The organism is Herbaspirillum sp. Her3 (genome assembly GCF_057961275.1).
Window position 1 is genome coordinate 795,244 of the sequence record NZ_CM176328.1, and the last position, 20,853, is coordinate 816,096.

The window sequence follows — 20,853 nt, forward strand, 5'->3', positions numbered from 1 at the left end:
ACTAGAGGGGAGGAACCTTGCACAGTAACGGATACCAATCAATCGCTGTTCAAGTGAGGTCTATTAAACGCCAGCCGCCGGGCTCCTCCAATGTCTTTTACGGGCTGTTACATTCACGTCTTGCTTGTAACAGATGAACGTTTCTGCGACCTTTTTTTTCAGCCGGAAATGTTGTTCTTTTTCTCTTTCCGGCATTTTCTTCTTCGCACAGGCGTGAATGCCGCAGGACTTGCGGAAACTGTTTCTCCTATGTCAAAAAAGCCCGGAAACCCTGCTGCGGCGCGCGTAGCAGGCCGGTCACCCTTGTGCTAACTTGAGACCACAACTTGAAGACACCCGGTTCACAAGACCGAGGTGTTCCCGATTCCCGACAGATCGGCGTAGCGATGCAGCGACACTGTGTCGAGCGTGACTGCCGGGACCATGTGCAAGGCAAAAACAAGATTTTTGGCACGGAGACCACATGAACGCACCCCTACCCGCCGGGCAGCGCCTGCTGCTGGACGATGTTTCCCTGGACGACAAGTTTGCACTAGAGCGCGGCCGCGTCTTCATGACCGGCATCCAGGCGCTGATCCGCCTGCCGATGCTGCAGCGGCAATACGATGAACGTGCCGGACTCAATACCGCCGGCTTCATCAGCGGCTATCGCGGTTCTCCTTTGGGTTCGGTCGACCAGACCGCCGAGAAGGCCCGCAAATATCTGGAAGCGAAACAGATCAGGTTCCATCCCGGCATGAACGAAGACCTGGCCGCCACCAGCGTGTGGGGCACGCAGCAGGTCAATCTCTTCAACGGCGCGCAATACGATGGCGTGTTCTCGCTGTGGTATGGCAAGGGGCCGGGTGTGGATCGCTGCGGCGATGTCTTCAAGCATGCCAACATGGCGGGGACTTCAAAGCACGGTGGCGTGTTGGTGATTGCCGGCGATGACCACGCCGCCAAGTCTTCCACCGCCGCCCATCAGAGCGAACACATCCTCAAGGCCTGCGGCATTCCGGTGCTCTATCCGTCTTCGGTGCAGGAGTATCTCGACTACGGCTTGCATGGCTGGGCCATGAGTCGTTACACCGGCTTGTGGGTGGCGATGAAATGCGTGACCGACCTGGTGGAATCGGGCATGTCGGTGATGATCGATCCGGAGCGCGTGAAGATCCAGCTACCCGAAGATTTCGCCCTGCCGCCCGATGGCCTCAACATCCGCGTGCCCGACACCGTGCTGGGCCAGGAAGCGCGGATGATCAACTACAAGTGGTATGCCGCGCTGGCCTATGCACGCGTGAACAAGTTGAACCGCATCATCTGGGACAGCCCGCGTGCGCGCATCGGCATCATCACCGCCGGCAAATCCTATCTCGATACGCGCCAGGCGCTGGAAGACCTGGGCATCGATGAACAGGTCGCGGCCGACATTGGTATCCGCCTCTACAAGGTCGGCATGACCTGGCCGCTGGAAGCCGAGGGCGTGCGTGAATTCGCGCAGGGTCTCGATGAGATTCTGGTGGTCGAAGAGAAGCGCCAGATTCTTGAATACCAGTTAAAGGAAGAACTCTACAACTGGCGCGACGATGTTCGTCCCCGTGTGGTCGGCAAATTCGATGACACCGGCGAATGGAGCGGTTCGCAGCGCGAAGGCCATGGCAACTGGTTGCTGCCGGCCACTTATGAACTCAATCCGGCGCAGATCGCACGCGCGATTGCCACGCGCATCTCGCGCTACTTCGCCGGCCATCTGGTGGAGCAGCGCGTACGTACCCGCGTGGCCTATCTCGAAGCCAAGGAAGCCGCCCTCAACATCAGCAGCAAGCCCGATCCCGACAAGGACCGCGTGCCGCATTTCTGTTCCGGCTGCCCGCACAATACCTCCACCAAACTGCCCGAGGGCAGCCGTGGCCTGGCCGGTATCGGTTGCCACTACATGGTCACCTGGATGGACCGCGAGACCCAGCTCTTCACCCACATGGGCGGCGAGGGCGTGACCTGGGTCGGGCAGGCGCCGTTCACGAGTGAAAAGCATGTCTTCGCCAACCTGGGCGATGGCACCTACTTCCATTCCGGCCTGCTGGCGGTGCGCGCTTCGGTGGCCGCCAAGGTCAACATCACCTACAAGATCCTCTATAACGATGCCGTTGCGATGACCGGCGGGCAGGAGTTCGATGGCCCGCTCGATCCGGCCATGATCTCGCGCCAGCTCGCAGCGGAAAACGTACGGCCCATCATCGTGGTCACCGACGAGCCCGACAAATATCCTGCAGGCACCCAGTGGGCCGAGGGCGTGACCATCCGTCATCGCAGCGAACTCGATGCCGTCCAGCGCGAACTGCGTGAACAGCCGGGCGTGTCGGCCATGATCTATGACCAGACCTGCGCTTCCGAAAAGCGCCGCCGCCGCAAACGCAATGCCTATCCCGATCCGGCCAAGCGCGCCGTCATCAACGAGGCGGTGTGTGAGGGCTGCGGCGATTGCAGCGTGCAGTCCAATTGCCTCTCGGTGGAGCCGCTGGAAACCGAGTTCGGCCGCAAGCGCCAGATCAATCAATCCTCCTGTAACAAGGATTACTCCTGCGTGAACGGCTTCTGCCCCAGCTTCGTGACGGTGGAGGGCGGCCAGCTGAAGAAGCCCGCGCGGGCCAAGACGCAATCCGGTCCCGCCATGCCGACGCTGCCGGAACCGGTGCTGCCCGGACTGGTACAGCCTTACGGCATCCTGGTCACTGGCGTGGGCGGCACGGGCGTCATCACCATCGGCCAGATCATCGCCATGGCCGCACACGTCGAAGGCCGCGCCTGCTCGGTGCTGGACATGAGCGGCCTGGCGCAAAAGGGCGGTCCGGTGATGTCGCACGTGCGCGTGGCCGAAGAGGCGGAGCACATCCACTCCACCCGCGTGGGCACTGGCATGGCGGACCTGGTGATCGGCTGTGACGTCATCGTCACCGCCGGGCGCGATGCGCTCTCCCGCATGGGCGAGGGACGCACGCATGCGGCCGTCAATTCGACCCAGCTGCCGACGGCCGCCTTCGTGCGCAATCCGGACTGGCAGTTCCCGACGGCTTCCAGCGAAGGCGAGATCGCCAGGGCCTGCGGCCGCGACAACCTGGCGCTGGTCGATGCCGGCCGCATCGCCACGGCATTGATGGGCGATGCGATAGCGACCAACATGTTCATGCTGGGCTATGCCTGGCAACAGGGCTGGGTGCCGCTGTCGGAAGCGGCACTGCTGCGCGCCATCGAGCTCAATGCCTTGCAGGTGGACTTCAACAAGCAGGCCTTCGCCTGGGGCCGGGTGGCGGCGCACGACATCGATTTCGTGCTGGCGGCAGCCGGCCGCAATGGCATGACGGCACAAGTGATCGAGTTCAAGCGCACGCCGACCCTGGAAGAACTGGTGCAACGGCGCGAGACCTTCCTGACGGCCTACCAGAACGCCGCCTATGCACGCCGCTATCGCGATGCCGTGGAGCAGGTGCGCGAGCGCGAGAGTGCGCTGGGCGAGGCCGGACGCGGCCTGAAACTGAGCCGCGCCGTGGCGAGCTCGCTGTTCAAGCTGATGGCCTACAAGGATGAGTACGAAGTCGCGCGTCTCTATACCGAACCAGCCTTCCGCGCCAAGATCGCCGGCATGTTCGAAGGGGATTACAAGCTGCGCTTCCACCTGGCTCCCCCGCTCCTGGCCAGGCGCGATGACAAGGGCCATCTGCGCAAGCAGGCCTTTGGCAGCTGGATGATGCCGGCCTTCGGGGTATTGGCCAGATTGCGCTTCCTGCGCGGCACGGCCTTCGATCCCTTTGGCTACACCGAAGAGCGCAAGCAGGAGCGTGCGCTCATTACTGAGTACCGCGAGATGATTTCGCGCCTGCTGGAGCGGCTCACGCCGGAGAACCTGGAGCAGGTGGTCGCCCTGGCCCGCATCCCCGAAGAGATTCGCGGCTATGGCCACGTCAAGGAACGCCATCTGAAGGCAGCCATGCAGAAGCAGGCAGCCTTGCTGGCGCAACTCGAACAAGGGGAGGTGACAGGCCGGCCGCAATCACCGCAAGGAGGCGGCAAGCAGGCGGCCTGAAGCTATGCCGAAAGGCGCAGTGACGGTCAGCGGTTCAGGCCAGGTGGCCGCCGCTGACCCGCTCGATGCCCGCCAGATCGCGCCAGCTACGGATATCCTTGAAACCGGTGCCGGCCAGCAGCGCCCGCACGGCGGCGGCCTGGTCGTAGCCATGTTCCATCAGCAGCCAGCCGCCCGGCATCAGGTGAGCGGGTGCGCCATCGATGATGCTGCGCAGGTCAGTCAAGCCATCGGCGTGATCGGTCAGGGCATCGACCGGTTCGAAGCGCAGGTCGCCCTGGGACAGGTGGACGTCACCCGCGACGATGTAGGGCGGGTTGGACGCGATCACGGCAAAGCGCTGATCCTGGAGCAGGGCGCCGTACCAGTCGCTTTCCAGAAATCTCACGCGCACCTGATTGGTCACCGCATTTTCGCGTGCGATGGCCAGGGCGGCAGCACTGGCGTCCAACGCCGTCACCTGCGCATCGGGGCGGGTATGGGCGATGGCGATGGCAATGGCGCCGGAACCGGTGCCCATGTCCAGCAGCGCGCCACCCTGCGGCAATCTTTCCATCGCCAGTTCCACCAGCAGCTCGGTATCGGGGCGGGGGATCAGCACGTCCGGCGTGACGCGCAAGTCCAGTCCATAGAATTCACGCTGGCCGATGATGTAGGCAATCGGTTCGCCGCGCAGGCGGCGGGCGTAGAGGCCGGTGAGCAGCGCCGATTCCTCGGCGCTGAGACGGCGTTCGGATTGGGTGATCAGCTGCACGCGCGTGATGCGCAGCGCGTGGCAGAGCAGGATGCGGTTCTCCAGCGGGTCCAGCGGCGCCGTCTTCTGCACGGTGGCCAGCGTGCAGCCGGCATAGCTGGAGAGCGGCTCCATCACTTCCAGATGGTGGTGCGCGGGGCGCGCTTGAACAGTTGCACGGCCAGCACCAGGGCCAGCACGCCAAACCAGATCAGCGACCAGGTGGGAATCTGCAGGCCGAACACTGGCGGCCAGGGGGCCGAGCAGAAACCATCGGCCGTGAACATCTGCGGCCACAGCTTGACCGTGGGCAGCTGGTTCAGTGCCGTTTCCAGCGGATCGGTGGTGCAGGACACGCCCGGATGCGCCTTCACGTACAAGTGCCAGATCGCCGTGCCGGCGCCGCCCAGCGCGGCCAGCAGGCCCAGGCCCGCGCTGCCGCGGCGGGCCGCTTCGGGCATCACCGCGCCGATCAGGGCGAAGACGCCGACCAGCATGAACATGTAGCGCTGGATGATGCACAGCGGGCAGGGCTGCATTTCTTCGACGATCTGCAGGTACATGGCAACGCCCAGCAGGGCAGCGCAGACCAGCGCCACCAGCAGGAAAACCGCTTTGGATGATTTCATGGTTGAGGATTCAGTGATTCATTAATGGGGGGGCGGAGGGGCTCGGAGCAGGCCGACACGAATGGACATGCGGATTTTCCACCATCCCGCGATTGTAGAGAAGTCCTTGCCTGTGTGCATGCTGGCCGCACAGGCAAATTACCGTAAAGCGTCTCTGAACCCGCCGCCATGGCGTGGTTCCCCGAGGCTCAATCGTCCCCTAGTTGCGCCAGCAGCTCGGCCTGGTGCTCGGTGATGAGGGCATTGGTCAGTTCGTCCAGGTCGCCATCCATGATGAAATCCAGCTTGTAGAGCGTCAGGTTGATGCGGTGGTCGGTCATGCGCCCCTGCGGGAAGTTGTAGGTGCGGATGCGCTCGCTGCGGTCGCCCGAACCGATCAGCGACTTGCGGGTGGCGGCCTCTTTGGATTGCTGCTCGCGCAATTGCACGTCTTTGATCCGGGCTGCCAGCACTTTCATGGCCTGCGCCTTGTTCTTGTGCTGGCTGCGGTCGTCCTGGCATTCGACCACGATGCCGGTGGGCAGGTGGGTGATGCGCACCGCCGAATCGGTCTTGTTGATGTGCTGCCCGCCGGCGCCGGAGGCACGGTAGGTATCGATGCGCAGGTCGGCCGGGTTGATGTCCACGTCCTCGACTTCATCGGCCTCGGGCATCACCGCCACCGTGCAGGCGGAGGTGTGGATGCGGCCCTGGGTCTCGGTGGCCGGCACGCGCTGCACGCGGTGGCCGCCGGATTCGAACTTCAGGCGCGAATAGGCCCCGAAGCCGGCGATGCGGGCAATCACTTCCTTGTAACCGCCCAGCTCGGATTCGGAGGCCGAGACGATTTCCACCTGCCAGCGCTGGCGTTCGGCATAGCGGGTGTACATGCGCAGCAGGTCGCCGGCAAACAGGGCAGATTCGTCACCTCCCGTTCCGGCACGGATTTCCAGGAAGATGTTTCGTTCATCATTGGGATCCTTGGGCAGCAGCATCTTCTGCAGATCCAGCTCCAGCGCCTCCATGCGCGCCTTGGCGGCATTGATTTCTTCCTGCGCGAAAGCCTTCATATCCGGGTCGGACAGCAGCTCGCCGGCGGTGCGGATATCTTCACTTGCCTGCACATAGTCGTGGTACAGCGCCACCAGCGGGCCCAGTTCGGCATGTTCGCGGGTCATCTTGCGGAAATTGTCCATGCTGGCGGTGGCATCTTCCTGGGCCAGCAGGCTGTTGAGCTCTTCCAGCCGTTCGGCGAGCTGGTCCAGTTTGGCGAGCATCGAGGGTTTCATGGGTGGTCGAATCCGGTAAAAAAGAGAGACGTCGGCAGCTCGCGGGGAGCGGCGCGCAGGGCCGGCCAGGGCAGGCCGGCAGGAGAGGAAAACGCTAACGCTTGGCGCGGAACAGTTGCGGCAGCAGCGAGGCCAACTGGCTGCGCTGTTCGCCCTGGGCGTGATGCAGGGCCTGTTGCGGGCCGTGCAGGAACTTGGCGGTCAAGCCTTTGGAGAGGGCATCGAGCACCGCTTCCACATCCTCGCCCTTGGCCAGCATGCGGCGCGCGCGCTCCAGTTCGGCCAGGCGCAGGGCCTCGCCGGTTTCCTGCAGGTCCTGGATCAGCGGCACCATGGCGCGGCTGTCGATCCAGTGCATGAAGGATTGCACCCGGGTTTCGATGATGGCTTCGGCCTGGGCCACCGCAGCCTGGCGGTTTTCCACGCCGCTCTGGACCACCGAGGCCAGATCGTCCACGGTGTAGAGGAAGACGTCATCCAGGCGCCCGACCTCGGCCTCGATATCGCGCGGCACGGCCAGGTCGACCATGAAGATGGGTTTGTGGCGGCGCGCCTTGACCGCGCGTTCCACCAGGCCCAGGCCGATGATGGGCAGTTGCGAGGCGGTACAGGAGACCACGATGTCGAAGCTGGCCAGTTGCGCCGGCAGGTCGGCCAGCCGGATGGCGCGGCCGCTGAAGCGATGGGCCAGGGTTTCGCCGCGCTCCATGGTGCGGTTGGCTACCGTCAGGGTCTTGGGATTCTGGGCGGCAAAGTGCGTGGCGCACAGCTCGATCATCTCGCCCGCGCCGATGAAGAGCACGTTCTGGCCGGAGATCGAATCGAAGATGCGCTGCGACAGCCGCACGGCCGCTGCCGCCATGGAGACACTGTGGGCGCCGATCTCGGTGGTGCTGCGCACTTCCTTGGCCACCGCGAAGGTGCGCTGGAACAGCTGGTGCAGGTAGGTGCCCAAGCCGCCGGCGGCATCGGCCTGGCGTACCGCATCCTTCATCTGGCCCAGGATCTGCGGCTCGCCCAGCACCATCGAGTCCAGCCCGGAGGCGACCCGGAAGGCGTGGCGCACGGCATTGTCCTGCGGTAGCGAATAAAGGTAGGGACGCAGGTCGGCGTAGGGAATCTGGTGATACTCGGCCAGGAATTGCGCGGTGCGGTCGATGGCGAATTCCACGCCATCCGGGCCCGCTGCGGCAGCGGCATACAGCTCGGTGCGGTTGCAGGTGGAGAGGATGGCGGCCTCGCCCGAGGTCACCACTTTGTCATGCCCGCCGAACCATGCGCGCGCGGACGCCACTGCCTGACCGATCTGGTCAGCAGGGAAAGCCACTTTCTCACGCAGCGAGACAGGCGCGGTAGTGTGGTTGAGTCCGACGGCGAGCAAATGCATGGAGGAATCGACTATAAGGCAGCAGTGCCGATGAGCTGGAAATTCACTTCTATGGCAGCGAAACTGAGTGGAAATTGAACGTTGCAGTGCGATTCGAACAAAATCAGACAGATTCGGCCCCGGTTATGGGAATAATTATACTCTTTGCCCAATCCGGGGTCGGGGCGCGTCCTGATAATCGGTCGATGTCCCTGATATGGATCATGCTTGGCGCAGATGGCCGGTGCGTTCAGGCAACACCGTCTTCTGGCCGCTCGTCTTTTCGGGCCGCCCTTTTCAGGGCTGCCAGTCCTTCCACCCCTTCCAGCCGCTCCAGCTGGTAGCCATAGCCATAGACGGTGGCCAGCTGGTAGCCATTGCCGGGGTGCAGGCCCAGCTTGGTCCGGATGCGCGAGACGTGGGTATCGATGGTGCGGGTCGGGGTTTCCGGCTCGGCGCCCCAGATGCGCTCCTGCAGGAAGGCGCGCGACAGCGGACGCCCCAGGTGCTGCATGAACAGCAGGGCCAGTTCGACTTCCTTGCGGGTCAGGGTGGCATCCATGCCGGGGCGCTCGGGATGGGTGATGCGCAGGCGCGCCAGGTCGACCATGAAGCCACCTGCTTCGACCACGCTGGGCGGTGCTTCATAGGGTTGCGCCGCCAGCAACAGCAGGTCCAGGCGCAGGGCCAGTTCCTGGCGCTCGACCGGCTTGACCAGGAAATCGTCCGCCCCCGCCATGCGCAGGTTGCGCAGCCAGTGCTGATGGGCCGGAGTGCAGAGCAGCAACACCACCGGCCGGGCCTTGGCTGCTGCTGGCGGACGGTGCTGCTGGACCAGCATGGTGACCGCATGCTGATGGCGCTGCAGCTCGTCCAGGTCCAGCACGACCAGGTTGGCGCGATCGGCGCAGGCGGCGGCAAAGCCTTCGACGCCGCTGTAGACCTGGCAGTCATGGCGGTCGGCCAGTTGCGTGACCAGGGTCACGGTATCGGCGTCTTTGGAAATGATCCCGATTTTCATCGCATCAGTTCAGGAGAGATGTAAAGGGAGATCAACGCGCAGTGTCCTCCGATGGTGCACCGTATTGGCAAAAAGGGCAGCCGCAGCTGCCCTTTCTTCGTCTGTGGCGGGTGGCCGTGCTCAGGCTGCCGGCACGTCGCTGTCGGGCAGCACCACGTTCACGTCCAGCACTTCCAGGTTGCCCTGGCGGTCCAGCGAGATCTTGATGTCGTCGGCATTGACCTTGGTGTACTTGGAGATCACCTCGATGAGTTCCTTGTGCAGGGCCGGCAGGAAGTCCGGACCCTGGCGGCCGTTGGAACGCTCGCGCGCGATGATGATCTGCAGCCGCTCCTTCGCCGCCACCGCACTTTTGGGCTTGCTGGGGAACAGGAAAGAAAGCAGGGACATGTCACTTACCTCCGAAGATGCGCTGCAGGAGGCCCGGCTTTTCATAGGTGGTGAAACGCAGTTCGACGGTCTCGCCGAGGAAGCGCGACACCACGTCCTGGTAGGCCTGCGCCACGTCAGTATCCTTCATGTGGATCGCCGGGGAGCCCTGGTTGGAAGCCTGCAGCACGGTTTCCGATTCGGGGATGATGCCGATCAGGGGAATGCGCAGGATTTCCTGCACGTCGGTATAGGACAGCATCTCGCCGTCTTCCACGCGCTTGGGCGAATAGCGGGTGATGAGCAGGTGTTCCTTGACCGGCTCGCCGCCCGAGGAGGCACGGCGCGACTTGGCCTGGATGATGCCGAGGATGCGGTCCGAATCGCGCACCGACGACACTTCGGGGTTGGAGACCACGATGGCTTCGTCGGCGAAGGTCAGCGCCATCACCGCACCGTGTTCGATGCCGGCGGGGGAGTCGCAGATGATGTATTCGAAGTCCATCTTGGAGAGGTCGTTCAAGACCCGCTCCACGCCTTCTTCGGTCAGGGCGTCCTTGTCGCGGGTCTGCGAGGCCGGCAGGATGAACAGGTTGTCGCAGTGCTTGTCCTTGATCAGGGCCTGGTTCAGCGTGGCTTCCTTGTTGATCACGTTGATCAGGTCGTAGACCACGCGGCGTTCGCAGCCCATGATCAGGTCCAGGTTGCGCAGACCGACGTCGAAGTCGATCACGGCCGTCTTGTGGCCGCGCATGGCCAGGCCCGATGCGAAACTGGCGCTGGACGTCGTTTTGCCGACGCCGCCCTTACCCGAAGTCACAACGATGATTTTTGCCACGAAAAACTCCTTAAGAAGAACAGTACGCCGGCAGTTCCGGCTGGATTCGTTTATATGATTTACGCCGGTGCCTTACGACGCCGACATGGGCAGCACGTCGATGCGTTCGCCTTGCAGGCGCACCTGCACCTGCTTGCCGACGAGCTCCGGAGCATGACCGTTCTCGAAGGTCCGATAGACCCCCGCAATGGAAACCAGTTCCGCTTCCAGCGAAGCGGCGAAGATGCGCGCCGCCGTATTGCCCGACGCCCCGGCCAGCGCACGGCCACGCAGCGGCGCGTAGACGTGGATGCAGCCATCGGCGATCAGCTCGGCACCGTTGTTGACCACGGCCAGCACCACCAGGTCGGCCCCGCGCGCATAGATGCGCTGGCCGGCGCGCACCGGGGTGTCGATGACCACGGTGTTGGCCACCGGTGCAGCCGGGGCCGGCTGGGCGGTAGCAGGTGCTGCGGGGGCGGCCGCCGGTTGCGGTTCCGGCTTGTTCTCCTGGGCTGCCGCTTCTTGCGCCCGGGCATTGGCGGCGCCTGCACCGGCAGCCGATGAGGTATCGATGGCCAGGCCATGGGCGACGATGCCTCCGTGCAATTCTTCCGGCGCATTGCGCACGGCCACGGTATTGAGGCGGAAGCGCTTGAACAGCGCCACCACGGCGGTCCAGTCGATGGCCGCCGCAGCAGCAGCGTCCAGGGTGCCGATGTCGAGCACCGCGAATTCGTCTTCGAAGAAATCGGCCACGCCGCCGGTCATTTCCTTCAGGGCTTGTTCCAGCGAAGTCGGATCGGTTTCATGCAGGATTGCCGAAATGGCAACTACAGTGGAAATCTTGATTTCGATCGGTTTGCGCGCTTTTTGCATAAATCCTGTAGTTCGATGCGGCGGAAAGTGAAGGAAAATGCAGACTTCCCGCCCGGTTTGGCTGTGCATTATACAGGCTGGATGCGGCTGCGATAGCGGTGGAGCGGGGGTTTTCAGCTATTCGGCAGTGGATCGCGCAAGACTGTTCGGTGATCCGGCAAAAGTTGCGGCCGTGAAGATTCTTGATGGAAAAGTGCCGCGGCGAGACCACGATTTGCCAAAAAAAACCGCCGACACCTCACGGTGCCAGCGGTCTTCAACAAACGCGATCCAGGCGCCTGACGGCAGCGCCTGTGCCAGGACCTGGGATCAGCCCGGTACCTTGCCGTCCACGCCTTCAACGTAGAACTTGATGCCATGCAGGAAGCCGTCATCGGCCACGGCATCCTTGCCCAGCACTTCCTTGCCGGTGTTGTCCTTGATCGGACCCTTCCAGATCGGGGCCGAGCCGTCGACGATGCCCTTCTTGCGCTCGTCCAGCAGCGTCTTCACGTCGGCCGGCAGTTCAGGATTGAAGGCGCCCAGGTCGATACCGTTTTCCTTCAGGCCGATCCAGCTGGTGCTGCTCTTCCAGGAGCCATCCAGCACGGCCTGCACGCGTGCGGTGTAGTACACGCCCCAGTTGATCATGGAAGCGGCCAGGTGGGCCTTGGGGCCGAAGCTGGTCATGTCGCTGTCCCAGCCGAAGGCGTAGACACCCTTTTCCTGCGCGGTCTGCACCACGGCGGCAGAGTCGGTGTTCTGCATCAGCACGTCCACGCCCTGGCCGATCAGGGTGGTGGCGGCTTCACGTTCCTTGCCCGGATCGAACCACTTGTTGACCCACACCACGGCCGTGGTGGCCTTGGGGTTGACCGAACGCGCGCCCAGGGTGAAGGAGTCGATGTTGCGGATCACTTCCGGAATCGGCACCGAGGCCACCACGCCCAGCTTGCCGGACTTGCTCATCTTGCCTGCGACCACGCCGGCCAGGTACGCGCCTTCATAGGTACGCACGTCGTATTGCGCCAGGTTGTCGGCGGTCTTGAAACCGGTGGCGTGTTCGAATTTCACATCCGGGAATTCCTTGGCGACCTTCAGCATGGCTTCCATGTAGCCGAAGGAGGTGCCGAAGATCAGCTTGTTGCCATCGGTAGCCAACTGGCGGAAGACGCGCTCGGCGTCCGCTGCGGACTCGGGAATGTTTTCGACGAAGGTGGTTTTCACCTTGTCGCCGAATTTCTCTTCGACCGCCTTGCGGCCCTTGTCATGCGCGAACGTCCAGCCGGCGTCGCCCACCGGGCCGATGTAGACGAAGGCGACCTTCAGCGGATCGGCAGCCGGGGCCGCAGCAGCCGGCGCAGCAGCAGGCGCGGCGGCGGCGGGTTCTTCCTTCTTGCCGCAACCGATCAGGGTTGCTGCCGCCAGGGTGGCGAGCATCGTCAAGGATGCCCTGCGCGAAATCTTCATTGTGTTCTCCCTCAAGGTCAGTGGATAAATGCAGCTGCTGCTACGAAAACGATAGGACGAAACTCAGGAGGCGCCCGGACGGAACGGCTTGCCCAGCGAGGCCGGCATGTTCAGGCGGATCCAGTCGGGATTGCGCGAGATCAGCGCCAGCACCACGATGGTGGCCAGGTAGGGCGCCATCGACAGGATCTGCGAAGGAATGGTCACGCCCATGCCCTGCAGGTAAAACTGCGCAATGGTGACGCCGCCAAACAGCAGCGACCCGAGCAAGACCCGTGCCGGACGCCAGGTGGCAAAGGCCGTCAATGCCAGCGCGATCCAGCCGCGTCCGGCCACCAGGCCCTCGACCCACATCGGGGTATAGACCAGCGACATGTAGGCGCCCGCAAGGCCGCAGCAGGCGCCGCCGAACAGCAATGCCAGGTAGCGGATGCCGCGCACCGAATACCCCAGCGCATGGGCTGATTCCGGTGATTCGCCCACCGCGCGCAAGACCAGTCCGGCGCGCGTGCGATACAGGAACCAGATGCTGGCCAGGCACAGCGCAAAGGCCACATAGCTCATCCAGTGCTCATGGAACAGTGCCTTGCCCAGGAAGGGGATATCGCCCAGCAGCGGAACCGAATTCGGTTGCGCCGGCAGTGCCAGGCCGACGAAGCGCTGGCCCACGAAGGCCGACAGGCCCGCACCGAAGATGGAGAGCGCCAGGCCCGTGGCGACCTGGTTGGTAGCCAGGCGCAGCGCCAGCCAGGCAAACAGCGTAGCCATCAGCATGCCGCACACGGCGCCGGCAGCGAAGCCCAGGAGCGGGCTCTTGGTGGCATAGCCGACCGCAAAGCCGGCGATGGCCGCCACCAGCATCATGCCTTCGGCACCCAGGTTGAGCACGCCCGAGCGTTCATTGATCAGCAGCCCGATGGCGGCCAGCAGCAGAGGCGTGCCGGCATTGATGGAGGCGGCGATGAGAGGAGCGAGTTGTTCCATGTCCTGTCCTGATTCCTTAGACTTTCTTTTTCCACGCCAGACGGTAATCGATCAAGGTATCGCAGGCCAGCAGCAGGAACAGCAGCATGCCCTGGAATACCCCCGTGATCGCCGAAGGCAGCCCCAGGCGCGACTGCGCCAGCTCACCGCCCAGATACAGCAGCGACATGATCAGCCCGCCCAGGATCGCACCCAGCGGATGCAGGCGGCCAATGAAAGCCACGATGATGGCCGCAAAACCATAACCCGGCGACACCGATGGCAACAGCTGGCCGATCGGTCCGGCAATTTCGAAAGCGCCGGCCAGCCCGGCAAACGCGCCCGAGATCAGCAGCGACACCCACAAGGCCGAGCGCGCCGAAAAGCCCGCGTAGCGCGCCGCATGCGGGGCCACGCCACCGACCATGAGCGAGAAGCCGCGCAGGCTGCGCATCATGAAGATGGCCATCAGCACGGCCGCGACGATGGCCACCGCAAAGCCGATGTGCAGGCGCGTACCCGACAGCAACATGGGCAGCATGAATTCGTCGGAGAACACCTTGGACTGCGGGAAGTTCATGCCATTGGGATCCTTCAGCGGACCGTTCACCGCCCACATCAGCAGCAGTTGCGCCACATAGGTCAGCATCAGCGAGACCAGGATTTCATTGGCATTGAACTGGTCGCGCAGGAACGCCGTGATGGCCGCCCACAGCGCGCCGCCGATCACCCCGGCCAAGATCATCAGCATCAGGCCCATGCCGCCGGAGATGGCATGGCCGGGCACATCCAGCCACACCAGCATGGCGCCCGAGCACAGCGCACCGATGGTGAACTGCCCCTCGGCGCCGATGTTCCAGATGCTGGCGCGGAAGCACACCGCCAGCCCCAGCGCGCAGAGGATCAGCGGCACCGATTTCAACAGCAGCTCACTGATGGCGCGCTTGCCATTGAAAGGATCGACCAGGAACACTTTCAGCCCGGTCAGCGGATCCTTGCCCAGCGCCAGGAACAGCAGCGCCCCCAGGAACAGGGTGGCGACGATGGCGATCACCGGCGAGAGATAGGTCATCGTCCTGGACGGCGCACCGCGCAGTTCCAGGCGCAGCGGGAAGCTCATGCGTTCAGCCATGCTGCACCTCCGCACCGGCCGCCTTGGGCTCATCCCACAAGCCGCTCATCCACACGCCGACCTGCTCGCGCGTGGCCTGCTCAATCGGAATGGAGGGCGACAGGCGGCCCTTGGCGATGACGTGCAGGCGATCACATAATGCGAATAATTCGTCAAGTTCTTCCGAGATCACCAGCACGGCACAACCTTCCTGTTTCAGTTTCAAGATTTCGCCATGGATCTGGGCGGCCGCGCCCACGTCCACGCCCCAGGTCGGCTGGGCCACCACGAAGACGGCGGGCTTGCGTTCCATTTCGCGGCCGACGATGAATTTCTGCAGATTGCCGCCCGAGAGGCTCTTGGCCGGCGCATCCGGTCCGGCCGCCTTGACCTTGAAGCGTTCGATGATGGACGCCGCCGCACGCCGCGTAAAACCGAAATCAATCATGCCGCGCTTCACGTAGGGCGCTTTCTGATGCGACAGCAGCATGTTGGCCGTGAGCGAAAGCGTAGGCACGGCACCGCGCCCCAGGCGTTCTTCCGGCACCAGGCCCAGACCCGCTGCGCGGCGCGGATTGGGCGAGAGATCGCCCACCGCCTTGCCAGCCAGCATGATCATGTTGGGCGCAGCGCGCTGGTCTTCACCGGACAGCGCCGCCAGCAGCTCCTGCTGGCCATTGCCCGAGACCCCGGCGATGCCGACGATTTCGCCAGCCCGCACTTCGCATTCGATGTCCTTGAGCTCGGTGGCAAACAGATGCGCCTTGGGCAGCGAGAGACGGTTCACGTGCAGCTTGCGCTCGTTGCGTAGCGAATCGGGATTGCGCTCGCGCTGCAGGCGCACCAGTTCGTCACCGATCATCATGCGCGAGAGGCTGGCACTGCTTTCGTTGCGCGGATCGCAGTTACCGGTCACGCGGCCACCGCGCATGACGGTGGCGCTGTGGCACAGCGCGCGGATTTCGTCGAGCTTGTGGCTGATGTAGAGAATGCTGCAACCCTCGTCGGCCAGGCGGCGCAGGGTCACGAAGAGTTTTTCCACCGCCTGGGGCGTGAGCACCGAGGTCGGCTCGTCCAGGATCAGCAATTGCGGTTCGGTCAGCAGCGCCCGCACGATTTCCACGCGCTGGCGCTCGCCCACCGACAAGGTATGTACGTGGCGCTGCGGTTCCAGCTCCAGTCCGTATTTCTCGCCGGTGCGGGTGATACGCTCGGCCAGTTCCTTGAGGTCGGTCCTGGCATCCAGGCCCAGGGCGATGTTCTCGGTCACGGTCAGCGTGTCGAACAGCGAGAAGTGCTGGAACACCATGGCAATGCCCAGCTTGCGCGCCACCTGCGGATTGGCGATCTGCACCGCCGCACCGTTCCAGCGGAGTTCGCCGGCATCGGGCTTGACCGCACCGAAGATGATTTTCATCAGGGTGGACTTGCCCGCGCCGTTCTCCCCGAGCACGGCGTGGATCTCGCCGGGCGCCACCGCCAGGCTTACGTCGTCATTGGCCAGCACGCCCGGATAGGCCTTGCGCACATGGCTGATTTCAAGACGGAGTGGAACTGCGCTCACGTGATTTCCCTGTGGTGATGGTTGTCGTCATGTCGTAATGCAACGCGGCCTGCGTGCCTGCGGCCGCCGCGAGCGCCCCCTGCGGCTCGCACGCGCGACATCATAGACAAATTGCGCCGCGCCGCCTACCGCTTTTGCCGGGATTTCCGCCGCTACTGCGGCGCAAAGGCCCGATTCATCTCATTTTCCGCGATGCGCCCAACCGGTGGTGCGCTTCTCGATGATGGCAAACAACTCGTACATCGCCATGGCCATGGCGCCGATCACCACCAGCCCGGCAAAGGCCAGCGGCATCTTCATCGAAGATCCGGCCGACACCAGCAGGTAACCGATGCCTTGATTGGAGGCGTTCATCTCGGAGACGGTCGACCCCACGAAGGCCAGCGTGATGGCCACCTTCAGCGAGGCAAAGAAATAGGGCATGGAGCGCGGCAGGCCAACCTTGAGCAGGATATCCATGCGGCGCGCGCCCAGCACGCGCAGCACGTCTTCCAGCTCCGGCTCCAGCGTGGCCAGGCCGGTGGCGATGTTGACCATGATGGGGAAGAAAGAAATCAGGAAGGCCGTCAGGATCGCCGGCCCCGCACCGATACCGAACCAGACCACCAGCACCGGCACGAAAGCCGCCTTGGGCAAGGCATTGAAAGCCGTCATGAGCGGATAGGCGGCGGCATACAGCATGGGTGAAGAACCGATCACGAAGCCCAGCGTCACGCCGACCACCACGGCAATGGCAAAGCCTACCATGGTGACCCAAAAGGTCGACAGCGCATGCTCTGTGATCGGACCGGCGTAATCCACCATGGCCTGCAGGATCGATGCGGGGCTGGGGAAGATGAAGTCCGAGACCTGCCACACGCTGCAGATGAATTGCCACACGCCCAGGATGGCGAGCAGCAGGAACCAGGGTGCCAGCGTGGTGGCAGCGCGGTTGAGTTTGCCGTTGAAGGGAGTTTTCATGGGTTTCCTTGGCCGGGGCGATGGGCTCGTCAGGTATTGCGCACGTGGCCGATGTGCTCGCGCAGTTCATGCACCAGCGCGTTGAAGCCGTCGGTATAAGTCGTTTCCAGCGGGCAGGGGCGCGGCAGCGGATTGTCGCGCCGGACCACGATGCGGCCGGGCCGCTTGCTCATCACGTAGATGGTGTCGGCCAGGAAGGCGGCCTCGCGCAGGTCGTGCGTGACCAGGATGACGTTGAAGCGGCGTTCGGCCCACAGGTCGCGCAGCACGCACCATAGTTCTTCGCGGGTAAAGGCATCGAGCGCGCCGAAGGGTTCGTCCAGCAGCAGCATCTTGGGTTCGTGGATCAGCGCGCGGCAGATCGAGGCGCGCTGCTGCATGCCGCCCGAGAGTTGCCACGGAAACTTGTCGGCATAGCCGTCCAGGCCCACGGTCTTCAAGAGTTTTAGCGCACGCTCGGTGTATTCGGCCTTCTTCTGCTTGAAGTCGCGCCGGTAGGGTTCGACGATTTCCAGCGGCAGCAGCACGTTCTCCAGCGTCGTGCGCCAGGGCAACAGCGTCGGCGCCTGGAACGCCATGCCCACGAACTTGAGCGGGCCGGTGACTGTCTGGCCATGGATGACGACACTGCCGCGATTGGGTTGCTTCAATCCCGTGGCCAGCTTCATGAAGGTGGATTTGCCGCAGCCGGACGGCCCGACGATGGCAATGAATTCGCCTGCGCGGGTCTGCAGGTCGATGTCTTCCACCGCAAATTCGGTGGCGCCATCATAGGCCAGGTAGACGTGGCGGAAATCGACGAAAGGTTCGCTCATGAATGCAGTCAGGTTGGGGCGTCCGGCCCCGGCTGGCAGGGCTTGATCCGGCCGGTCGGGGATGGTTTGCAAAAACGATATAAATGATTTACTTGGGGAACACGTCCAGCTCGGCCTTGCTCGGCAGGAAGCTGCCATTCCAGATCTTGTCGGCATTGACGCGGGTCTTGGTGCCATAGGCGTCCGAGACCTGGGAGGCCATCAGGGTCAGACGCGGGCCGTAGACCTGGCCATAGCCTTCCGCCTTGGCGTGGGGTGTGGCGATGGCGCTGGCGATGGCCAGCTTCAGGCGGCGCAGTTCCAGCTTCTCGTCGATCAAGCCATCGCGTTCCTTCAGGACCTTGATGGCCGCTTCCGGATTGGCCATCACGTCGCGGCTGGCCTTGGCGAAGGCGCGCAGGAAGCCCTTGATGGCTTCCGGCTTGTTCTTGACCATGGTTTCGGAGGCGATGATGGTATTGCCGTAGAGGCGCACACCATAGTCCGGGTACATCATTACGTTGATGTCTTCATCCTTGATGCCGCGCGCATTGAGGTTCAGCAGCGAAGTGAAATAGAAGCCGGTGATGGCATCGACATCGCCGCGCGCCAGCATGGTTTCGCGCAGCGGCGGGTCCATGCTGGTCCACTGTGCCTTGGAGGCGTCCAGGCCATTGGCCTTGGCAAAGATCGGATAGGCGCGGCGGCCGGCATCGAACACCGGTGCACCCAGTTTCTTGCCGGCCAGGTCGGCGGGCTTCTTGATACCGGATTTCTTGAGCGAGAACACTGCGGCCGGGGTGTCGTTGTAGACCATCATCACCGCTACCGGCTTGCCCGGTGCGTCGGGATTGTTGGCGGTGAATTCCATCAGGGCGGCCATGTCGGCAAAGCCCATGTCATAGGTGCCCGAGGCCACGCGATTGACGGCGTTGCCCGAGCCGTTGCCGGCGTCGATGGTGACATCCAGTTTTTCCTGCGCGAAGTAACCCTTGGACTTGGCGACGAGGAAGAGCGCGGCCGGGCCTTCGAAGCGCCAGTCCAGCTGAAATTTGATCCTGGTTTCCTGCGCCAGGGCGAGCGAGCAGCTGGCGCTGAGCAGAAGGCTGATGCCGAATTTGAAGAACTTGCTGGAATGCACGGTGGACTTCCTTCTCTGTTCGTTTGAATGTGAGATCCCGGAGCTTCAATAGCATTTAATGTGCCAAGCATCCGCAGCACCGGCGCGCGCTGTGTGTCCCCCGGCTGCTCGCGGTTGCAGCAGGCCAATGCAGTCAGCAAGCTGTCCTCGTGATGATCGACAGGCGTGGTATTTTTTGTCGACAATCAAAAAATTCATTTGCGACAATTTGGTGCTTGCCTGCACCTAAGTAGAAAAAAATGCACTAAAAAAAATTGGCTTACAGGTCTGTAAGGCAGGTGCAGCCTGCCTTCTGGGGATCTTTGTTGTAACGAATATGGCAGAAAGGATTGTCAACAATGCGAGCAATCATCTTGCCGGGCCTGGTGCAGGGGCTTGGGAAACCGCCCCGGCTCGGCTAGGATTGCGCCCCTGCGTGCGTGGCGTGCGGTCGATTGTGGGGATGTCGGCTCGCTTTATGGCAGGGATGAACGTCGGGCCGAGGGGCTGGCACGGGCTTTGCGTAAACGCTGCCGTCGGTGCGGGTGTCGGCAGCGCTGTCTGCAATTTGCCAGACCTTATTTGACAAGGGCAAGCATACGAGGGGTGCTGATTTTCATGCTGTGGCGGGGAGAGTGCAAGGCGCCGCAGGATGCGAATCGGGCTCCGATTCAATCGCCATTTTTTAGACATGCAACACAGGGAGAAACTTATGAAGAAGGGTATCAAGGGGAAGTACTGGATGATGGCAGCCGTGGTCGCTTCGGCCGCAGGCAGCATGTCGGCGCAGGCAGCTGACTGGTCGGACAATTCGATCGGCTACCGTTACGGTACGAAGTTTGCCGAGCCCTACAACTCGCAGGACATCGCCAAGAGCATCATCAACTTCACGCATGCCAGCGGTTACAAGTACGGCACCAACTTCCTGAACGTGGACTTGCTGATGTCCAACAGCAAGGATGACAATGCGCAGGAAGCCTACATCGTCTACCGCAACACCCTGGATATCGGCAAGATCAGCGGCAAGGACCTGTCCTTCGGCCCGGCGCGTGGCGTTGGCCTGACCCTGGGCTTTGACTGGAATACCAAGAACGACAACAGCTACGCTTCCAAGAAGCGCATGTGGGTGGTCGGTCCGACCTTGATGATGGACGTGCCTGGTTTCCTGAACGTGAGCGTGCTGGCGCTGTTCGAAAGCAATCAGCCCATCGGTGTTTCCAGCCGCTACACCTATGACACCCACCCGATGCTGAACTTGTCCTGGGGTATCCCGCTGGGCTCGAGCGGCTGGGCTTTCGAAGGCTACACGAACTACATCGCATCGAAGGGCAAGAACGAGTTCGGTGGCCCGACTGCGCCCGAACTGAACTTCGACGGCCAGATCATGTATGACGTCGGCACGCCGCTGGGCCTGGGCAAGAACACCTTCCGCGTGGGTCTGGAATATCAATACTGGCGCAACAAGTTCGGCAACCCGAGCAACGTTCCGGGTTCGCTGGCCAAGACCCCGATGGTGCGCGCCGAGTACCACTTCTGATCGGTCGGTTCGATCCGGCTGCTTGCAGCGTTGTGGCGATGCCGGGTCTTCGGATCCGGCATTTTTATTGCGCGCTCGACGCGGCAGCGGTCAGGCTGCATGGGCGGGATGGGAAATGGCTACACTGTCGGGAGTTGGCAGGGGCTGGTTTGATATGGTTGTTGGCATATGTGTGCTATTGGATTTGCGACATATGGCAGCGGCGGTGTT

At 63.0% G+C, this 20,853-nt stretch carries 17 protein-coding genes; 2 read left to right on the forward strand and 15 right to left on the reverse strand.

Annotated elements, in window-relative coordinates:
- Nucleotides 1-463 precede the first annotated feature (463 nt).
- Nucleotides 464-4,063 (forward strand): indolepyruvate ferredoxin oxidoreductase family protein, encoded by a 3,600-nt coding sequence (locus tag ACVC5H_RS03670; RefSeq protein ID WP_489621056.1) that lies wholly within the window; start codon nucleotides 464-466, stop codon nucleotides 4,061-4,063.
- Between the two features lie 34 nt (nucleotides 4,064-4,097).
- Here the strand turns inward: ACVC5H_RS03670 and prmC are convergent, their stop codons facing one another.
- From prmC to ACVC5H_RS03745, 15 genes are all read right to left on the reverse strand, one after another.
- Nucleotides 4,098-4,931, reverse strand: a complete 834-nt coding sequence (gene prmC / locus ACVC5H_RS03675) for a peptide chain release factor N(5)-glutamine methyltransferase (RefSeq protein WP_489621057.1) — start codon at nucleotides 4,929-4,931, stop codon at nucleotides 4,098-4,100.
- Nucleotides 4,931-5,425, reverse strand: a complete 495-nt coding sequence (locus tag ACVC5H_RS03680; RefSeq protein WP_489621058.1) for a disulfide bond formation protein B — start codon at nucleotides 5,423-5,425, stop codon at nucleotides 4,931-4,933. Before ACVC5H_RS03680 ends, prmC begins: the two co-directional genes overlap by 1 nt.
- A gap of 188 nt (nucleotides 5,426-5,613) precedes the next feature.
- Nucleotides 5,614-6,693 carry a peptide chain release factor 1 gene (gene prfA, locus ACVC5H_RS03685; RefSeq protein WP_489621059.1) on the reverse strand — a complete coding sequence of 360 codons (1,080 nt, stop codon included), beginning with the start codon at nucleotides 6,691-6,693 and terminating at the stop codon, nucleotides 5,614-5,616.
- Nucleotides 6,694-6,787: 94 nt separating this feature from the next.
- Nucleotides 6,788-8,080: a glutamyl-tRNA reductase gene (gene hemA, locus ACVC5H_RS03690; RefSeq protein WP_489621060.1), complete on the reverse strand. Its 1,293-nt coding sequence runs from the start codon at nucleotides 8,078-8,080 to the stop codon at nucleotides 6,788-6,790.
- 229 nt (nucleotides 8,081-8,309) lie between these two features.
- Nucleotides 8,310-9,080 carry a winged helix-turn-helix domain-containing protein gene (locus ACVC5H_RS03695; RefSeq protein WP_489621061.1) on the reverse strand — a complete coding sequence of 257 codons (771 nt, stop codon included), beginning with the start codon at nucleotides 9,078-9,080 and terminating at the stop codon, nucleotides 8,310-8,312.
- A 120-nt stretch (nucleotides 9,081-9,200) separates the two neighbouring features.
- The gene (gene minE, locus ACVC5H_RS03700) at nucleotides 9,201-9,470 is read right to left on the reverse strand and encodes a cell division topological specificity factor MinE (protein WP_006465131.1); all 270 of its coding nucleotides are present in this window, start codon (nucleotides 9,468-9,470) and stop codon (nucleotides 9,201-9,203) included.
- 1 nt (nucleotide 9,471) lies between these two features.
- Nucleotides 9,472-10,287 carry a septum site-determining protein MinD gene (gene minD, locus ACVC5H_RS03705; RefSeq protein ID WP_489621062.1) on the reverse strand — a complete coding sequence of 272 codons (816 nt, stop codon included), beginning with the start codon at nucleotides 10,285-10,287 and terminating at the stop codon, nucleotides 9,472-9,474.
- A 72-nt stretch (nucleotides 10,288-10,359) separates the two neighbouring features.
- The gene (gene minC / locus ACVC5H_RS03710) at nucleotides 10,360-11,145 is read right to left on the reverse strand and encodes a septum site-determining protein MinC (RefSeq protein WP_489621063.1); all 786 of its coding nucleotides are present in this window, start codon (nucleotides 11,143-11,145) and stop codon (nucleotides 10,360-10,362) included.
- Nucleotides 11,146-11,454: 309 nt separating this feature from the next.
- Nucleotides 11,455-12,594 carry a BMP family ABC transporter substrate-binding protein gene (locus ACVC5H_RS03715; protein ID WP_489621064.1) on the reverse strand — a complete coding sequence of 380 codons (1,140 nt, stop codon included), beginning with the start codon at nucleotides 12,592-12,594 and terminating at the stop codon, nucleotides 11,455-11,457.
- A 63-nt stretch (nucleotides 12,595-12,657) separates the two neighbouring features.
- Nucleotides 12,658-13,578 carry an ABC transporter permease gene (locus ACVC5H_RS03720; RefSeq protein WP_489621065.1) on the reverse strand — a complete coding sequence of 307 codons (921 nt, stop codon included), beginning with the start codon at nucleotides 13,576-13,578 and terminating at the stop codon, nucleotides 12,658-12,660.
- 16 nt (nucleotides 13,579-13,594) lie between these two features.
- Nucleotides 13,595-14,689 (reverse strand): ABC transporter permease, encoded by a 1,095-nt coding sequence (locus ACVC5H_RS03725; RefSeq protein ID WP_489621066.1) that lies wholly within the window; start codon nucleotides 14,687-14,689, stop codon nucleotides 13,595-13,597.
- Nucleotides 14,682-16,232 carry an ABC transporter ATP-binding protein gene (locus ACVC5H_RS03730; RefSeq protein ID WP_489621067.1) on the reverse strand — a complete coding sequence of 517 codons (1,551 nt, stop codon included), beginning with the start codon at nucleotides 16,230-16,232 and terminating at the stop codon, nucleotides 14,682-14,684. Before ACVC5H_RS03730 ends, ACVC5H_RS03725 begins: the two co-directional genes overlap by 8 nt.
- Nucleotides 16,233-16,412: 180 nt before the next feature.
- Nucleotides 16,413-17,192 (reverse strand): ABC transporter permease, encoded by a 780-nt coding sequence (locus tag ACVC5H_RS03735; protein ID WP_088755051.1) that lies wholly within the window; start codon nucleotides 17,190-17,192, stop codon nucleotides 16,413-16,415.
- Nucleotides 17,193-17,221: 29 nt separating this feature from the next.
- On the reverse strand, nucleotides 17,222-18,007 hold the full coding sequence (locus ACVC5H_RS03740; protein ID WP_489621068.1) for an ABC transporter ATP-binding protein: 786 nt from the start codon (nucleotides 18,005-18,007) through the stop codon (nucleotides 17,222-17,224).
- A gap of 88 nt (nucleotides 18,008-18,095) precedes the next feature.
- Nucleotides 18,096-19,127: an ABC transporter substrate-binding protein gene (locus tag ACVC5H_RS03745; RefSeq protein WP_489621069.1), complete on the reverse strand. Its 1,032-nt coding sequence runs from the start codon at nucleotides 19,125-19,127 to the stop codon at nucleotides 18,096-18,098.
- 691 nt (nucleotides 19,128-19,818) lie between these two features.
- On the opposite strand from ACVC5H_RS03745, the gene ACVC5H_RS03750 reads away from it, so the two are divergent.
- Entirely contained in the window at nucleotides 19,819-20,643 is an 825-nt protein-coding gene (locus ACVC5H_RS03750) for an outer envelope protein (RefSeq protein WP_489621070.1), read from the forward strand.
- Nucleotides 20,644-20,853: the final 210 nt, after the last annotated feature.

Coding starts and splice junctions, on each gene's coding strand:
- ACVC5H_RS03715 (WP_489621064.1), bottom strand. CDS start 12,594: ATGAAGATTTCGCGCAGGGCATCCTTGACGATGCTCGCCACCCTGGCG.
- ACVC5H_RS03680 (WP_489621058.1), bottom strand. CDS start 5,425: ATGAAATCATCCAAAGCGGTTTTCCTGCTGGTGGCGCTGGTCTGCGCT.
- prfA (WP_489621059.1), bottom strand. CDS start 6,693: ATGAAACCCTCGATGCTCGCCAAACTGGACCAGCTCGCCGAACGGCTG.
- minC (WP_489621063.1), bottom strand. CDS start 11,145: ATGCAAAAAGCGCGCAAACCGATCGAAATCAAGATTTCCACTGTAGTT.
- ACVC5H_RS03740 (WP_489621068.1), bottom strand. CDS start 18,007: ATGAGCGAACCTTTCGTCGATTTCCGCCACGTCTACCTGGCCTATGAT.
- ACVC5H_RS03695 (WP_489621061.1), bottom strand. CDS start 9,080: ATGAAAATCGGGATCATTTCCAAAGACGCCGATACCGTGACCCTGGTC.
- ACVC5H_RS03725 (WP_489621066.1), bottom strand. CDS start 14,689: ATGGCTGAACGCATGAGCTTCCCGCTGCGCCTGGAACTGCGCGGTGCG.
- hemA (WP_489621060.1), bottom strand. CDS start 8,080: ATGCATTTGCTCGCCGTCGGACTCAACCACACTACCGCGCCTGTCTCG.
- ACVC5H_RS03735 (WP_088755051.1), bottom strand. CDS start 17,192: ATGAAAACTCCCTTCAACGGCAAACTCAACCGCGCTGCCACCACGCTG.
- ACVC5H_RS03670 (WP_489621056.1), top strand. CDS start 464: ATGAACGCACCCCTACCCGCCGGGCAGCGCCTGCTGCTGGACGATGTT.
- minE (WP_006465131.1), bottom strand. CDS start 9,470: ATGTCCCTGCTTTCTTTCCTGTTCCCCAGCAAGCCCAAAAGTGCGGTG.
- ACVC5H_RS03720 (WP_489621065.1), bottom strand. CDS start 13,578: ATGGAACAACTCGCTCCTCTCATCGCCGCCTCCATCAATGCCGGCACG.
- ACVC5H_RS03750 (WP_489621070.1), top strand. CDS start 19,819: ATGAAGAAGGGTATCAAGGGGAAGTACTGGATGATGGCAGCCGTGGTC.
- prmC (WP_489621057.1), bottom strand. CDS start 4,931: ATGGAGCCGCTCTCCAGCTATGCCGGCTGCACGCTGGCCACCGTGCAG.